This is a genomic window from Thiorhodovibrio litoralis, from assembly GCF_033954455.1.
Taxonomy (GTDB): domain Bacteria; phylum Pseudomonadota; class Gammaproteobacteria; order Chromatiales; family Chromatiaceae; genus Thiorhodovibrio; species Thiorhodovibrio litoralis.
Genome location: NZ_CP121473.1, coordinates 833678 through 850127, shown reverse-complemented (window position 1 = coordinate 850127; position 16450 = coordinate 833678). Strand labels below are relative to the sequence as shown.

Genomic DNA, 16450 nt, shown 5'->3' with positions numbered 1-16450 from the left:
GCTCGCGCCAGTCTCGCCCAATTCAGAACCCCGCGCATCGCGCGGGAAGGGTAACATGGCAGCATGCCGAAGGCCCGCAGACTGCGACGGTTGCGGCAACCCAGCTGCCAGATATTCACACCGAGCCACTTGATGCCATCATGACCTTACGCTTGGCTGGTCTTACCAAACGCTTCGACCCAACCCTTGGTCATCCCCTGTTCCGCGATGTCTCCCTGCAGCTGGAGCCGGGCCAGTCGGTGGCCATTGTCGGCGAGTCCGGTGTAGGAAAGTCGACATTGCTCAACTGCATCGCCGGGCTGGAGCGGGCCGATGGCGGCCACATTCATCTCGGCGAGCAGGAGCTGACGGCGCTCGATGACGACAGCTTTGCCGAGCTGCGCAAGCGGCGCTTTGGCTTCGTGTTTCAGGCCTTCCACCTGCTGCCGCACCTGACCCTGGCGCAGAACGTCGCCCTGCCCCTGTGGCTGCTCGAGACCAAGGACAAGATCGCGCGCGAGCGCGCGCAAGCCATGCTCGCGCGAGTCGGACTCGGCCACCGCGCCGACGACTGGCCGCGCCACCTCTCCGGCGGCGAGATGCAGCGGGTCGCCATCGCCCGCGCCCTGGTGCATGAACCCGCACTGGTGCTGTGCGACGAGCCGACCGGCAACCTCGACCCGGAACGCGCCGAAGGCGTGCTGGACTTGTTGTTCGAGCGCACCCGCGACGCCGGCGCCATCACCCTAATGGTCACCCACTCCCAGCTCGCCGCCGGTAAGGCGCAGAAGACGTTGCGGTTGACCAGCGATGGCTTGATCGCAGCGGGCAATGTCTGATAGTGAAGGAACATCGAGCTCCACCCCGGCAAGCAGCCCCACCGATGCGATTCTTCAATACCGAGGGTCCAGTTCGACCCGACGACCACTACTGCCTGCCGCCGCTGTCGCGCTGGGATCTTGATGAGATCCTGTCACTCATTGACCAGAAGAAGTATTTCCTGCTGCATGCCCCGCGCCAGACCGGCAAGACGACTTGTCTGCTCGCGCTGATGGAGCATCTCAACCGCGCCGGACGCTATCGGGCGGTCTACGCCAATCTCGAAAGCGCCCAGGCGGCACGTGAGGATGTGACGATGGCCATGGCCGACATCGTGCAGACAATCGCCGCTGATGCCGCGCGCGAGCACGATGACGCGGAGCTGCCCGCCCTGGCGCGCGAGGTCTTGGCGGAGGCTGCCCCGACGCGCGCGCTGCGCACCTTCCTGGCTCGCTTGGCTCAGCGCGCATTCCAGAACTCAGCGCTGCCGCTGGTGGTGTTTCTCGATGAGGTCGACGCCCTGGTCGGCGACACGCTCATCTCGCTGCTGCGCCAGTTGCGTGCGGGCTACACGCAGCGCCCGAGGCATTTTCCGCAAACAGTGGTGCTCTGCGGCGTGCGCGATCTGCGCGATTACCGCATTCACTCCAGCGCTGAGAAAGACATCATCACCGGCGGCAGCGCCTTCAACATCAAGGCCGAGTCGCTGCGCTTGGGGGACTTCTCACCAGAGGATGTGAAACATTTGCTCGCCGAGCATACCCAGGAAACCGGCCAGATCTTCACCCCGCAAGCGCAGGAGCGGGTCTGGGCGCTGACCCAGGGCCAACCCTGGCTGGTCAATGCGCTCGCCTATGAGGCATGCTTTCGCCGCCCTGAAGGGCGTGATCGCTCCCGTCCCATCGAGCGCGAGATGATCGAGCAAGCGAAAGAAGCCCTCATCGCCGCGCGTGTCACCCATCTCGATCAACTCGCCGACAAGCTGCGCGAGCCGCGCGTGCGCGCCGTCATCGAGCCAATGCTAGCGGGGACCAGTCTCGGCGAGGTCCCCATCGATGATATCGAGTACTTGCTCGACCTCGGGCTGCTGCGACAGGACCCCGCCGGCGGGCTCGTGGTGGCCAATCCCATCTACCGCGAGGTTCTGCCACGAATACTGGCCTACACGCCCCAGGCATCCCTGCCACACATCAGCCCGACCTGGCTCGCCACCGACGGCCAGCTTGTGCCCGATCGTCTGATGGAGGCCTTCCTCGCCTTCTGGCGCCAGCACGGCCAGCCGCTGCTCGCCAGCGCCCCCTACCATGAGATCGCCCCGCACCTGGTGCTGATGGCCTTCCTGCACCGGGTGGTCAACGGCGGCGGCACCTTGGAACGCGAATATGCCATCGGCTCCGGGCGCATGGATCTGTGTCTGCGCCATGGCGAGGTCACGCTCGGCATTGAGCTGAAGGTCTGGCGCCCGGGCTCAACCGATCCACTCAACGCGGGACTGGCGCAAATCGACCAGTACCTGGCCGGGCTTGGCCTCGACAGCGGTTGGCTGGTGATCTTCGACCGCAGACCCGATCAGCCTCCGATCGCCGAGCGCACCAACAGCACCCCCGCGCGCAGCCCTGGCGGGCGCCGCATTCAGGTCATCAGGGGCTGACGGGACGGCCACTAGCTACTGATGGTGGATATCGCGCCCATGGCAACAGAGAACAGTCGATGGCTGCAACCGCCAAACACATCACCATTTTCGCCATCGTAGACGCACCGCTTCAGTTTGGAGCAGAGCTGCAACGCGCTGGCCGAGAACGCGGTTCTGATCACCAACAATTTGAGGGAATAAGACGGATTCCCGGATTTCGACTCGACAACTGGCTCTGAACAGGCGACGGCATGCGCAACCAATCACTACCAACCTAACGATCAACTCCCCACAACCCTTTGGCGGCGAAGGGCGATGTGTGTTGTTTTCGTTACGGTCAAGCATCTCGTTCAACATTACCAACCAGCCTGCTTAGCATTCCATATACTTTCCTTCAGCAGTTTCCGGACCAAGCACCGACCACGCCCCATCAAGATTATGAGGTCATGCTTGCCTCGCAATTTGATTCGCTCGATCAGACCGCCTACATCCTGACACGAAAAGATTAACGGGAAACCAAGCTCTTCTTCTTAAACAAGCCGACCTTATTTGAGCGCAAAGATTTTGGTCGTCTATTGACACACATCAAACCTTTCTTGCTGATCGACTGGTCGATAACCCTTGACCGACTTCAGTAGGCGCTCTAAGCTGTAGACTTATAGTGCCCACCATACAACCAAGAAGCCTACCTCTGAGTTAAGATCGTGAATGCCAGCCCGATAGTGGACAGCTTATTGCAGAGCGAACTCAGGAATCTACCTTCTCCGTGGTACGATCAGGACAGCGCTCAGCCAACCTCCATTGCACGTGAAGAGCTTGCATGGTCGCTGCTGCTTGCTGTGCTGGGAAATCTTCTGTACGGCGATCCTTTGGCAACAACTGTTTTCGCTGGCCGTGAAAACCTGCCGTTTCATGTGGACGATGCACGATGGCAGGACTTCTCAACAGAGCTGGGCCTTAACGCCGACGAACCTCGCCAGCAATTTGTCGGCTATCTCGCGAACATTTTGCGCCGCGAACCCGTGAACCTCGAGGATGATTTGGGTCTACCAAGGCTCTCCGCCGCACTGGTTCACTTGGTCAATGGCTTCTCACTGTTTGGACGTGGCAGGCGGCGGGCAAGCCCAAGTCAGGGGGCTCTCGGTTTTGACTCGGATCAAAACATCCCTAACGCTGCCTCTGAGCTCGTTGATGAACTCATGGCGTGGGCGGGGAATGCAGCCACAACACCCAAGGGCCGCTACCGGGTTGCCTTCCATGTCATGTGGCGGCCGTTGTCTCGAAGAAGCTGGAGCGAAGTACCCACCACATCCTCTCTAAATACCGATAAATTATCTCTTCCTCTCAATTTTTTGGTTATGGCACGCAGTCGAAAGCAAACCACGCCGACCAAAAACTTCTCGACAAAAACGTCTACCGCCGAGCGCGAGAATATACAACAACACTCGTCTTCCAAACGTGACGGCGCTGTTACTGGGTATTTCCCGCATGAGGTCCTGGCGGTGCTTGTGGAGCCATTTCTCGTGCTCCGGGGAGACCCGGCGATTGAGATCGCAGCCGCAGAAAAAGATGCACAGGGACTTGCAAAGGATCTACTTCGCACTTGGCGCCGTTTAATCCTGACCGATGATCTGACATTCTTCGGGGAACCGGCATCGGTTCTTGAGATAAAGCTACCTAACCCTGCCTGGCAGCTGGCCGGGGTCCCCTTTCGCCGTGGCACAACCGATTGTCTGCAAAAAGTCAGAGTCATGCGCCGGGGCGTAAACCTTAGAGGGGAGTTGCTGATCCCCGGAATCGTTGCCATCGAACCCTGTGCTTGTGGAGGGAAACTGTGACACGTTATTGCGCAGGGATAGACCTTGGCACGACAAATACGGTGCTGTCGGTTTGGCAATCAAACTCTTCCTCCCCTGAAGTTGTGCCTATCTTCCAGCCAGTCGACGATTTTCCACCGGCGGGTTCACGATCCTTACCATTGCTGGACTCAGTAGTGACGTTTTTTGATGGAAGAGTTTACGTTGGCGCCTTTTCCCGTCAGTTAGCTCTTATCAAAGGCGCACAGACTTTGGCGTCGGTCAAACGCTACATGGGGCGTCACTGGTTTCGGACATTCGGTGGCGTTGGTTGGACCCCAGAACGAGTATCTGCCTGCATATTGAAAATTGTTCACGATCAACTCATCCGCAGCTATGGCCAAGCACCGGAACGGGTCGTCGTCACAATCCCTGCCTGTTTTGGAACCGAGGCGCGGCGGGCAACATTGACCGCTGCTGCAATGGCCGGCTTCGAGCCAACTACCTTATCGCTTTTTGACGAACCGACGGCGGCTTTGCTTTCTGAACTTCACAGTGCCGGCGTACCTAATGACAAAAGTAAACACGATTTACATGCAGTAATAGACATTGGAGGCGGCACGCTAGACGTTTCTCTGGTAAGGATGCACAGAGAAGCAAACCAGACGATCTTCGACGTAGTGGGTCAGTCACGTTACAACGAAATAGCAGGTGATGATTTCGATCTCAATATCGCGGGATTATTGCTGAACCGTTTTGAAAAACAATTCGGCTCCCTTGATAGCCTGATCACAAGCGATCCTGACCGGACGTACTTGTGTTGGTTGTTTTTGCAGAAAGCGCGGGATCTGAAACACCGTCTTTCTGATGTGCTGTCGAATGAGCCCGCTGGACGGTGGGCTGCAATTTCTGAATCAGTATATGTCTCTGAACTGGGATATGTTCCGGAGTGGCGCACCGAGTTCTCTGGGACTGACCTCCGCGACGCATTACAAGAATACTTTCCCAGAGTCGATGACCCAGATGCACGTCGATCAGAACTCGGATTCTTTCGACCGATCCAAGAAAGTTTGGATACTGCATCGGTCCACGAAAAACTTGAACTTGGGCCACTTGATGTAACGAAGGTTTGGATGGCTGGGGGTTCAGCGACCTTACCTCCCGTTAAGTTAGCGTTGCACCATATCTTTTGCCGAGAACCGACAATGATTCGTGATCCAATGTTTGCAGTGGCGCTTGGTGCAGCTTGGAAAGCCGGTCTCGATGCTGGCTACGGCGACGGTCGCTTCGACGTTCGCGAACGCATTTTTGATGGGATATTCCTGAAGGTTACACGGGATAAATTCCGGGAGTTGGTTCCCCTCCGGCAGGAGGTTCCGATGCCGCCGACTGAGCATCCTTCACTCATCCTCATGCCGCGACCTGATAACCGGTTGGAGCTCGAACTCTACCTGGGTACGCAAGCAACAACCGAGGAATCTGAACCAGATCTTTCACCCCTAGCCCGACGGGTTGTGACATTCCCTGAGATCCTTCCGGCCCAAACCCCAATCTCACTGACGGTTGAACTGACTGATGATCAAGAGCTACGCCTGGATCTTTCAGCAAATACAGGACGATTGATTCGCGGCGATGTCTCGGTTGGAACTGCTCCTGGCTGGGATGTAACCGGGACCGGGCATCAACTCCCCCCACTAAATGAGCCTGGAGCCCCGGTATGAGCAAATGGAAGGTTGCGCGGGAGCGCGGTAATCAGATTGCTCGAATACTTAAGCTCAGAAAGGCATCTGAGCACGTTCATCCACATCAACGCCGCATATTCAGCAAGGCATTGGTTGACATGGCTAAGACGCCGAATGCCCCTGTGCGCACCAGAATTGAATCCCTATTTCGTCAGGTACGGCGTAAGCGTGAGCTTCAAACCGCTTTAGTAATGCTCGATCTCGCTTGGCGCATACCGCCAGAATCCCGACTAGAGGACGACGTTGTATGGATGATTCGCCGTTGCTATTTAGATGCGCCCAGGGAACAGTGGCGGCGCACTATTCGCGATGACCTGCGTGATCGACAAGTCCATCCCTTCCCCAACGTCCGACGAATCGTTTGGCTCGTCAGACATGTAGACCCGGTGGACGAAGCCGAGATAACAGAACTTGCCGACTTGGAGCGCGGTTACCCTGATCTGCGCCAATCGATTGCTGAGCGCGTCATAGTGCTAAATCAAACGGAATTCCTCGAGCCGGTAATCGCCTACTTGACTGATGTAATGACCAGGAAAGAATCTCATACTGAGGAACACAAGGCGGCAAAAAAACTGTTTTCGAAACTGGCGGCTGATTTTCGCAAGGATGAGCAAACGCTGGGGGTCCTTTATAGAGAGTACCTAGAAAGATATCACACAAAAGAGCCGCGGGGTTTTCTAATGTTAGCGTTGGCATGTTACGGAGACGCTATCGTACCGCAACTTGTGCTAGATCACGCTGCAAATCCTCTTAGCCGTGGCCCAATCGAGCACCTACTGATGCAGATGATCATGCGTGGCGGTGTTATGGCAACCGATGCACTGATCACTTTTGTCAAGGATGCTCATTCAGCTGAAGCTTCCCGAACAACTAGTTTTCTATTAAGGGGGCTTCTAACTTTGGCTGGGCACAATCATAACCATTCTGGTGCAATAGCAGTCCGTGATATGGTCGAGCAACACATGCCCGCGCTCAAAAGACGCCCCCTCCCAGAGATCCAATCCTTCCTCAGAAGATACCAGGAACTTGAATGGGGAGAGGCCAACGTCGATGCCCTTATTGATTCCGTTGTCGATGGCACGCTCACCGATCCCGAGCGCCAATTACTTCGGCGCTTAGCATCTGTTGTTTCTCCTAGGCTGCTCGCCGTTGCACAAGACTCCGAAAAGTCGCCAGACGAACGGGTGCGCGCGCTCGATGCGCTAGGGGTGCTGCGCCGTGCAGCAACACCTCAACTTGCGGATTCTCTTTGGACCGTATTTTCCGATACTGATATTGAAGATGTGCGTGTCGGGGTAGTTCGCGCGTTCGGAACATTGGAACTCGACCCGGGAGCGTCAGCACGTACTGTCCTCTTCGATTTGATTCAGAAAGGTTCTCCGAGATTGGCTGAGGAGATTCAACTCGCCTGGGATCGAATCTTCACTGCTGCATCCTTGGCTTAAGATCACCTCCGTCTCGGAGCACCAATATGAGCGACGAGTTTTTGGAACTCTTTGGTGGAGTTACTGAAGAAGAAGACAGCGATGATGAAAAGGGAGAGAATGCTTCGGCGCACTCGGCGTCAACCTTAGAGCCCACGATTGCCCGAGTGTTGACCTCCTTGGAAGAACAATGCGTCGTGTTGCTACCTGACGGGCGAGAAACTCTGATCGACCAAAACGTATTTGATAGCGTCGAGCCGGATCACTTTGTTGCTATTTTCCCCCTTACCGGCGGCGGTTGGTCGCTAATCAATCCTCGGTGGAATCTTCCGGAACAGCCTACCGATTCCGCAGAACCAGCGAGAGGAGAAACAGTTTCTCTTAGAATTTCGCGCTATGACCAAAAGCACGATACCCTGTTGGGGCAATTCACTTATAAAGAAAAGATGCAGGATGGCGTAGTGCATCGATCAGGCCTACCTTGGCCTGCTTCATTCTTACAGGTAGACCTCAATCCCTTTATTGGTCAGAGTCTAGCTCTCAAGGTCTCCGATCCACAAAGCAGTCCTGTTGTGTTATGCGCGCATGTTGAGCCGTTGCCTAGGGGAATGTCTGCCGCTCGACTTTACTCGCTTCGATCCTTGGCCAGTGCTCGACCCGACATCAAGGTTAGAGTTGCAACAACCGACACAGACAAGTGGACAGTTGACCTCTTCGGATGGTTTCCTCAAGTATTTCCAGAAGATCGCGGGTGGAGTTCAATCAAAACACCTCTAAGCGGTGAAGTTCTGGATGCGCGACTCTCCGTTGACATGACTACCGCTGATGTTTTCATCTGCTTGAGGAGTCCGACCCATCCAGAGTGGCAGCAAGTCAAAAAGCAATATCCCCTTGGAATGATAATTTGTGAGGCGCGCACGCTTTCCATGACAAATCGGGGCATGATGGTAGAGATTGGCTCTGGTCATCAACGTACAGTCGGCTTGTTACTATGGTATCAATACGCTCCATTTCTCGGTTCATACAAAGATACATATAAACGAGTGCCGATTCCTTTGCAGGTTATCGGCTATAATGATGATCGATGCGTAGTGCTTCTCGGGCTTGAGGCGTATATTTCGTTGAAGTGGATGAAAGCCATTCCTGAAGTAGGGAAGCGCATTCCAATACATATTTCCAGTTGGAACCAGCTCCCATCCGTATGTCTTTGGGAGCTTGGCTGCCAAGGGCTCTTTAACGATACCCCTAAGCAATACGGATGGATATGGGGCCGAGTAACTGAGTCAGATGCCAATTTAAAGACTCTGAAGGTTACAACGGAGGGGCGATTACGTCGAACGCGCCTAAGCTTTAGTGGTGAGCACGATTTTCCTAATGAAGTCACTCTAGACGATGGAAATTGCGCATGCACAAGTCAGATTGTTGCTGATAAATCTCATGTAGTTGATCGTGAGACAATATTGCGTGGCACAGTAGCCACTCCAAGAGGTCTTCTACCACTAATCAAGGTTCTTACGAAAGAGGCGGAGGTTTTTTTTGCTACTCTTCAGTACCGCTTTGAGAATGACATGCCAATTACAGTGCGGGTTACCTCAGTGGTCAAAGGTGGGTGGAAAGCAGAAATATTGATTGATGACGTACCCCGCGGTAAACAACTTAAGCTCGTTGACTTAGATCAAATCACTGCGTTTCTTCCTTGCTCTAGATCTGATCAGTTCTGGAGAACTCGTAGAAATGAACTTATAAACGAAGTTTTTCCAGCTAGAATCATAAAACTTGATCTCGATCGACGGAATATAGTTATTTCGCAGGATATTCTCCAGCCTTCAGAACTCAAAGCGGAACTAGATAACATCTGCGAAGACGATGTTCTGACTGGTACTGTTAAAGTTATTGTCGATTACGGAGCTTTCGTAAGCATTGGTAATATCACCGGACTGCTCCACCAAAATGAAATCAGCTACTCGCGAATAAAAGGCCGCACGGATATTGAAGCGATTTTGAAGACCGGACAAAAAATAAAGGTCCAGGTCTTAAGCGTCGACCGAGAAAAAGCACAAGTTAGCTTGAGTATTAAACAATTGCGGATCGACCCATTGGCGGAGTTCGCTAAAGAGTTTCCGGCGGGATCTATCCTAAATGGAAAAGTTAAAAACATCAATGATTTTGGTGTTTTTATCGAATTATGTAACGAAGTTGAAGGACTGCTTCATGTATCAGAAATGACATGGCTAAAGCAGCCTCCGCATCCCAAAAATCTCTTTCAGATCGGTGCGAATGTAAGAATAACAATTAAGGATTTTGACATAGAAAGACGGCGGATCGGTTTGAGTCGGAAGAACCTTCTACGGAACCCATGGTTATGTCTTGCGGATAGATATCCTCCCGGCAGTTTTGCAACCGGCCGGATTTCTTCAGTCTGCGATGCTGGCTTTTTCGTGACTCTATCCCCCGGGCTGGATGCGTTTCTTCGCAGTAACGGTATCCCAGAGGACGCCGGAGTACTATCAAAGAACGATATTGTCCGAATAAAAACTCTTCAGTAGACTCAGATTCGGCTCACGTTTCATCACGATTTATCAAGCGCCTGCCGCCGATAAGAGATATGAGGGGAATGAAGGTTGGGTCGATTGCCTGTGGGCGTGTGGTCGGCCGAGACAACACAGACGTATTTATTGAGCTTAACGATACAGGTCTTGTGGGCAAACTTTCGCGGCCAGAGCTTGCTTGTGTCTTGGAGGGCATAGACGATCTGCCTGATGGTAGCGAAGTCGTTACCGAGTTGCTCACTTGGCGGAGAGAGGGATTGCAACTCAGGCTCTCGCTAAGAGATATCGAGGGGAATTCGTTCGGCAGATACCGGGGGCTCAATGAGCAGTGTGATGGTATTTTTCAGAAACCTCCTGGCGCACCTTTTGATCCGCTTCGCACACGATCAGGGAGTATCGTGTCGCTGGACGTCATAAGCAGTCGTCACATTATGCCTTTATCAGACGTAGTTACGCTCTACCGCGCGAAGATCGGGCCGGATGTCCCGCGATCGAACAAGCCCCTAGATATTGAATCTGCTCGCCGAATTGTCGACATACTGAAGCACCGGGTCGAAGTCGAACCTACTGCAAATAGTGGGCTCTGCGGACCGGGCGTTGAAGTGTCCTTACCACAAGAGCCGAAACTGGAGTTTGACCCTTTGCGTTCTCGCACGGGTTTCGTCGTATCGCCGCAAGTCTTGGGAGCAAGGTTTGGTATCGAGCGTTCTTCTATTGAACAAGCTTTTCGCCAAGTAACTGGACGTGAGTGCCCTAAATGAACACACTCACTAGAAATTGAAGATGCCAGACGGATGGTTGAAGCGTTGCAAGACCGTACTTGCAAGGGCGGTATTATCGAGTGCGATTTACCCAAAACGGAGCTTCTAACGGCAGAAGCGCGAGAGTCACCCGCAGGGGGGTTACAAGAAGGAACTTGCCGCAAAGATGAAGCGAGAGCTGTTGATGTTGAGGCCGAACAATCACCTAGCAACCAGGTAGCCGCTCCTCCACAGATGAATGCGAACACTGATCGCTTGATTTCCCGCTCTGGTTCAGTGGTATCTTTGCATGTTCTGAGCTCAACATACCGCGTTGAGCGTACAGCTATCGAAGAGCTATTCAAGCGGCTAACGGGGCGGCAATGCCCTGAATGGTCTAGCCCCTTAGATATAGATGATGCTAGAAGGATTGTCGACGCACTACCTAACCCCGCCGCGGCGCAACGCAAGGATTCGCAAAACCTGCATACGCGCGCTGGTTCGGTAGTTTCGCTACATATTCTGAGCACTCGATACGGAGAAAACCGCTCGACTGTCGAGGAGGTTTTCCGTCGTGTAACAGGGCATCGATGTCCAGAGTGGTCGCAGCCATTAACGCTTGATGATGCTCGATGCATGGTCGATGCATTGGCGAACGGCGCTCAGGAGTTCGCTAACCTCTCTGGCGAAATCCCTGAAGCTGTGACACCCGTAGCGGAACTGAGGCAATTTTCTTCCGAACAGCTTGGTGGAATATTTGCCAAAAGGAAACAAGGACGCCCTCAAGAATCCCCGTCAATGGAGACTCCGCCAACGATAACCAACTCTGGATCTCCTAAAGACTCTTTTTTGATCCAAGCAGGTTTTCCCGTCAAGGATACCCGGCGAGAGAGTGTAGCCTCAGAATCCGAGTCAGTCGGGCTCAACTACAGCGCCTTGCGGTCCCTATTGTCGAAACAGGGAACCGAAACTAATGATGAAGATGATGAGGAAATGATAAATGGCACCGTCCATTCCCCATCCGAAAAGGCTGCCTGCAATATCGGTGAGGTGGACGAAGGCGAGATGCATGAAATCTGGACGGCTTGGTTAGTTCAAAGACAGGAGAGCCAAAGGCTCGCTGCGATTTTGACCGATTCAGGCCTCTCGGCTTTAGGAAATCTTATCAATCGTCGAATACCTACCGGGGAACTCCCCTCTCCCGAGTTTGCGTTGACAGAATTGGCTTCTGCAGCGGGATTAGTTCCAGATTCTCCCGGGGGAGTAGCTTCTGCGGCTGTCGTCGACAAGATTCTTCGCTGCCTCGCGGCAATTCCTAATGATGTGCTTCCGTGGTCTGTGTTGGGCCGGGCAGTGCCGTCGAGTTGGCTGTTCGAGCATTGGGAGGAAGTGGAACGTTGGGTTCTTGAGCAACATTCCTCTGAGCCCATGGTGACGCCCAGCATGGGTCGTTGCATCGCCGTGGCGAGGGCGGCCAAAAAACAGGGGGAGTTGAAGACTGCGCACCACATTCTTTGCGAATGGCTGCGTCATGCAGATAGCTTAGATCTTCGTCGGGAGCGTGCGGATTTGGCTGAAGAGTATCTGCATAACATCCTAGCCAAGAAGCATTTCTTCGGTCGTTGGTCGCGACTTCACGACCTCGACATTGGACGAGGAAGCTTTGCCCTTGTACTACCAGTACTTGACGATAATACAGGTGAGCGCCATGCGCTAAAGCATACGCTATTACTTGACACCATCAGCAGCGACCAACGGGCCAGCAATAGGCTCTTTGATCGTGAGGCGCGTTTGCTAGAGGAACTTCTTGGTGTAGAGGGTATTCCTAGGCTCCTCGCTCGCCCAAGCAATGAGGCATTAGTCTGCGAATGGATCGACGGCCTCACGCTTGCCGAAATATTTGGCCAATCGCAGTCAAAAACTGCCTGGTATTCGGAAGACGTTCTTCGGCTGGGCTTCCGTCTCAGCTCGATACTCGCCGCCATCGATGAACGTCTCCGAGGTTTTGTACACAATGACATCGCCCCGCGCAATCTTATGCTTCCAGGCGGACGCCCAGAGGCCACTGTATTGATCGACCTTGGTCTCGCTGCACATGATGACTACTCGGTGCTGACACTAGTACCTTATTTCGGCTTATGTTGCGAAAACAAGCCGCTAGTGGTATCTCTTAGAGCATTGCAGAAGGAGATACCGCTATGACAAAGAAATATGTAGTCCGTCTCAGCGATGAAGAGCGTGGTTTGTTGGAAGACCTGGTGAGCAAAGGGCAAGCGGCGGCGCAGAAGATCAAACATGCGAATGTATTGCTCAAGGTCGATGCCGAAGGGGCGAATTGGAGCGATGCACAAGCCGCTGAGGCGTTCGGTTGCGCGCCGCGCACTGTCTTCAGCATTCGCGAGCGGTTCGTCGAACAAGGATTTGAAGCGGCGCTTTCACGCAAGCAACGTGAGCACCCGAGCTGCGAGCCCCTGCTCGATGGGGAAAAGCAGGCGCGGTTGGTGCAAATTGCCTGTAGCGAGCCGCCTCCCGGATACGCGCGCTGGACGTTGAATTTACTCGCGGGGAAGTTGGTGGAACTGGATGTCGTTGAGAGCATCTCGGCACCCACGGTGATGCGCGCACTAAAAAAAACGCACTCCAACCGCATCGGCGCAAGTGCTGGGTGATTCCCCCCGGGGAAGACGCCGCCTTTGTGGCGCAAATGGAAGATGTCCTGGAGGTCTACCGCCGCCCCTACGACCCCAAGAAGCCAGTTGTCTGCATTGATGAACAACCGACCCAGTTGATTGCCGAGACACGCCAGCCCCTGCCGATGCAACCGGGCCAACCCGAACGCTACGATTATGAATATGAGCGCGCCGGTACGGCGGTGAACTTCATGATCACAGAACCCTTGGGGCAATGGCGCAAAGTCAGTGTGCGCGAAACCAAAACCGCGATCGATTTAGCCCAAGAAATCAAGACATTGCTGGACGTGGACTATCCCGACGCCGAGAAAGTCGTTATCGTCTGGGACAACCTCAATACGCATACGCCCGCCTCTCTGTACAAAGCCTTCCCACCTGAGGAAGCGCGGCGGTTGATCGAGCGCTTGGAAATCCACTACACACCAAAGCACGGCAGCTGGTTGGACATTGCCGAAATCGAACTCAGTGTCATGACCAAGCAGTGCCTAGACCGCCGCATCGGCGATATCGAAACGCTTCGCCGCGAAACCGCCGCCTGGGCAGAACAACGCAACGAGGCCCAAATCGGCGTCGACTGGCAATTCACCAACGACAAAGCGCGTGTGAAGTTGAAGCACTTATATCCGCAAGTTAAGCTGAAATGAGGTACTAGTCGATGAGCTCGATCTCGATCTGCGCGCCACCTACCAAGCCCCAGAGATCCGGAGCGGCTATCCTGGCACAACTCAAGGGGACATGTACTCTATGGGATTGATTTTGCTTGAGTCTTGGCTACCAGAACTGTCATTGCCTAACACTCCTACCGAAATTCAGGGTGGCCTTGCCCGAAAGATGGCGGCCTCGAGCGCCCCAAGTGCTAGGCGGTTGGGCCAGGTGCTCCGACGCTTGCTTGAATCAGAGCCAGACCGGCGGCCCTCTGGCTGGAAAGAAGTCGTTGGAATATTCGAGAAAATCTTGCATGAGTGATCGTTGGGAAGGGTGCGCGCGGCTTTGGCAGACTTCTCCCAATGCGCCGGTCGATCGCTGCGACTTGGCTTTTGTCAAGATTCTGGAAGAGCAATTGGTGGCCCTCGTTGTAGATGGTGCACCTGGCCGAGCCTCGGCACGCCCACCCTGGCCAAGAGAGGCGATTTTTGAAGCCGCCGGCAATGCCTTCACAAACTGCTCAGAGCCCGAGGCAATACTGAGTTCACTCGGGGAGCTATTGCGCACGAGCTTCCAGGGGCAAGCTTGGCGACTCGGAGCTGCTGCGGCTGCTATCTCCTGGAATGCAGGTTCTGGTCGCATCAAGGTGGCTGAAGCCGGAGACACGAAAGTTTGGCTAGTTCAGGCTTCAGCGCCCAAACCAATCATCGAAGGCGGTCTTCCAAGAAGGGGATACACGCCCGCAAACATGTTGGGTTTCTCCACCCCTGCTATCAGGTCAAGGACATTCCATTGCAGCGATGTCTTCATGAATACTTGTCTTGGCTTGGCCCTGATAACGGACGGTGCTGACGATATTCTTCGGCTTCCCTCCATGGATTTGCCTGGAGAGATTATTTCGTGGACTCTTGAAACTGTTGGAACGGATGATGCAACTTTGTTGTTGGTCAAACCACCCAGATAATTCCCAACTATTTTTTTGGGTTTTGCGGTAATCAGGCAAAAAGGTTCAATATGCGTGTTATATCGTCACGTGTGCCACAAAATCATTTCGAGCGCCTTCTTCTGGCGACGATTGGCGGCTTCGACCGAATCGATGGAATCGTAACTAATAATCTCATTCTCCCACATCCTACCCGCAGCCTGCCAAACGAGCATGACCTGTTGGTTCTGATGTGCGGAAAGCTGGTTACGATCGATGCCAAGGAGTTGTGGCCTGGTCGATACCGTGATAGCGCCTCGGGCTGGGAACATGAACGCAAAGACCGATGGATACCCGTGGAAGGCTTTTCTCACCCACTGGACATCGCTTTCAAGAAGGCAAAGGTTGCCGAGTCCTTGGTCAGTTCCAGACTAAGTGCGGGAGATGCAATTCCGGAGGTCCTGTCATGCATCGTTGTTCCAGACGCCTGTGACGTCACACAGCTTGGCGCCAACTTCCATGGACGGACCGCACTAGGGGCACGATTCTTGATTCGCAGGGTTTCTGAACTGGAGGATGCACTGATCACCGACGCTGCAGAGTTTCGCCAGCGTCGCCCGAGCCCAGATGCGCTTGCTGCGGCCCTTGAGATCAGCCACCTGTCCGAGGAAAATCCCGTTGCGTGCTTTCTCAGCAGCGACCTTGAGGTGGTCGAGCTGCTTGAGAGTCGACCACGCCCGGTGCCACGTGACGTATACATTGGAGTGCAGCACCGGCCTAGGCAAAGGCGGGTTCGGATCGAGGTCTGTCCATATACCGCAGCTGACCGACCTGCGGAGTCAGTCATGAGAGCTCACCAGAGCCACTTGGTATCGCTCCAAGAAACAGCGACTCCGAACATTCTGCGACTATATGATCACAGGGTCACCCCAACTGCGACCGTATTCGTAAACGAGTTCTTCTCCCGTCGAACCCTCTCTGACCTGGTAGACGATCAACCGCTGGATTGGTGTGGATGTCGCAAGCTCTTTTTCTTGATCGTGAATACTTTGGATGCCGTGCATGCAGCCGGAGTGGTACATCGGTACATCGAACCGGTCTCAATCCTGGTTGCCGGATCACCCCCGCAGGACATTCGTATATGTGATTTTTTCGGTGCGGCAGCTTTTGATGTGAGCACTCTCGGTCAAGATGCCGCAGCCTCCCCCTTTGACGCCCCCGAACGCGAACCGGGCGTATCGCCGGCCCCCAGCATGGACTGGTTTTCGATCGGACGCTGTTTGCGTTTTGCATTGACAGGAGATCCCTTCGGTTGGCCCGCGAACGACGTTCCGGGGGATCTTAGTTCTTGTCTAGAAGCATTGGAAGGAGATCCGTTCATGCGCAAGCAGGCATGGAGTCGGTTGCGGATGTTGTTGAAAACATCTTAGTCCGAGTGCCCGGGAATAGCATTTCAGAACCTCGGGAAGCTGGCTGTTAGCGGCTTAACAAACCTGCGCATAAAAGGTGAA

General features: G+C 54.3%; 12 protein-coding genes. All 12 read left to right on the top strand.

Going from position 1 to position 16450, the window contains the following annotated elements; translation table 11 throughout:
- Window positions 1–140 precede the first annotated feature (140 nt).
- The 12 genes from Thiosp_RS03840 to Thiosp_RS03785 all read left to right on the top strand — a co-directional run bounded on the left by Thiosp_RS03840 (window position 141) and on the right by Thiosp_RS03785 (window position 16369).
- On the top strand, window positions 141–818 hold the full coding sequence (locus tag Thiosp_RS03840; RefSeq protein WP_201065470.1) for an ABC transporter ATP-binding protein: 678 nt from the start codon (window positions 141–143) through the stop codon (window positions 816–818).
- Window positions 819–862: 44 nt separating this feature from the next.
- Window positions 863–2449 (top strand): ATP-binding protein, encoded by a 1587-nt coding sequence (locus Thiosp_RS03835; protein ID WP_201065468.1) that lies wholly within the window; start codon window positions 863–865, stop codon window positions 2447–2449.
- Window positions 2450–2508: 59 nt separating this feature from the next.
- Window positions 2509–2670, top strand: a complete 162-nt coding sequence (locus Thiosp_RS03830) for a hypothetical protein (protein WP_323696826.1) — start codon at window positions 2509–2511, stop codon at window positions 2668–2670.
- Between the two features lie 465 nt (window positions 2671–3135).
- Window positions 3136–4269 carry a hypothetical protein gene (locus tag Thiosp_RS03825; protein ID WP_201065466.1) on the top strand — a complete coding sequence of 378 codons (1134 nt, stop codon included), beginning with the start codon at window positions 3136–3138 and terminating at the stop codon, window positions 4267–4269.
- Entirely contained in the window at window positions 4266–5948 is a 1683-nt protein-coding gene (locus tag Thiosp_RS03820) for an Hsp70 family protein (RefSeq protein ID WP_201065465.1), read from the top strand. Before Thiosp_RS03825 ends, Thiosp_RS03820 begins: the two co-directional genes overlap by 4 nt.
- Window positions 5945–7414: a hypothetical protein gene (locus tag Thiosp_RS03815; RefSeq protein WP_201065464.1), complete on the top strand. Its 1470-nt coding sequence runs from the start codon at window positions 5945–5947 to the stop codon at window positions 7412–7414. Before Thiosp_RS03820 ends, Thiosp_RS03815 begins: the two co-directional genes overlap by 4 nt.
- 26 nt (window positions 7415–7440) lie before the next feature.
- On the top strand, window positions 7441–9939 hold the full coding sequence (locus Thiosp_RS03810) for a S1 RNA-binding domain-containing protein (protein ID WP_201065462.1): 2499 nt from the start codon (window positions 7441–7443) through the stop codon (window positions 9937–9939).
- A 68-nt stretch (window positions 9940–10007) separates the two neighbouring features.
- On the top strand, window positions 10008–10703 hold the full coding sequence (locus Thiosp_RS03805; RefSeq protein WP_201065460.1) for a hypothetical protein: 696 nt from the start codon (window positions 10008–10010) through the stop codon (window positions 10701–10703).
- A gap of 33 nt (window positions 10704–10736) precedes the next feature.
- On the top strand, window positions 10737–12884 hold the full coding sequence (locus Thiosp_RS03800; RefSeq protein WP_201065458.1) for a serine/threonine-protein kinase: 2148 nt from the start codon (window positions 10737–10739) through the stop codon (window positions 12882–12884).
- A protein-coding gene (locus Thiosp_RS03795; protein WP_323696471.1) for an IS630 family transposase occupies window positions 12881–14016 on the top strand; the annotation gives its coding sequence in 2 pieces (ribosomal slippage) (window positions 12881–13307 and window positions 13307–14016; 1137 coding nt in all). The genes Thiosp_RS03800 and Thiosp_RS03795 overlap by 4 nt, the downstream gene beginning before the upstream one ends.
- Window positions 14017–14330: 314 nt before the next feature.
- Window positions 14331–14981: a hypothetical protein gene (locus tag Thiosp_RS03790; protein ID WP_323696825.1), complete on the top strand. Its 651-nt coding sequence runs from the start codon at window positions 14331–14333 to the stop codon at window positions 14979–14981.
- A gap of 50 nt (window positions 14982–15031) precedes the next feature.
- Window positions 15032–16369: a protein kinase domain-containing protein gene (locus Thiosp_RS03785; protein WP_201067224.1), complete on the top strand. Its 1338-nt coding sequence runs from the start codon at window positions 15032–15034 to the stop codon at window positions 16367–16369.
- Window positions 16370–16450 lie beyond the last annotated feature (81 nt).

Excerpts from the sequence above, each read along its gene's own strand:
- Thiosp_RS03840 (WP_201065470.1), top strand. The coding sequence starts at position 141 with ATGACCTTACGCTTGGCTGGTCTTACCAAACGCTTCGACCCAACCCTT.
- Thiosp_RS03835 (WP_201065468.1), top strand. The coding sequence starts at position 863 with ATGCGATTCTTCAATACCGAGGGTCCAGTTCGACCCGACGACCACTAC.
- Thiosp_RS03830 (WP_323696826.1), top strand. The coding sequence starts at position 2,509 with ATGGCTGCAACCGCCAAACACATCACCATTTTCGCCATCGTAGACGCA.
- Thiosp_RS03815 (WP_201065464.1), top strand. The coding sequence starts at position 5,945 with ATGAGCAAATGGAAGGTTGCGCGGGAGCGCGGTAATCAGATTGCTCGA.
- Thiosp_RS03810 (WP_201065462.1), top strand. The coding sequence starts at position 7,441 with ATGAGCGACGAGTTTTTGGAACTCTTTGGTGGAGTTACTGAAGAAGAA.
- Thiosp_RS03805 (WP_201065460.1), top strand. The coding sequence starts at position 10,008 with ATGAAGGTTGGGTCGATTGCCTGTGGGCGTGTGGTCGGCCGAGACAAC.
- Thiosp_RS03800 (WP_201065458.1), top strand. The coding sequence starts at position 10,737 with ATGGTTGAAGCGTTGCAAGACCGTACTTGCAAGGGCGGTATTATCGAG.
- Thiosp_RS03790 (WP_323696825.1), top strand. The coding sequence starts at position 14,331 with ATGAGTGATCGTTGGGAAGGGTGCGCGCGGCTTTGGCAGACTTCTCCC.
- Thiosp_RS03785 (WP_201067224.1), top strand. The coding sequence starts at position 15,032 with ATGCGTGTTATATCGTCACGTGTGCCACAAAATCATTTCGAGCGCCTT.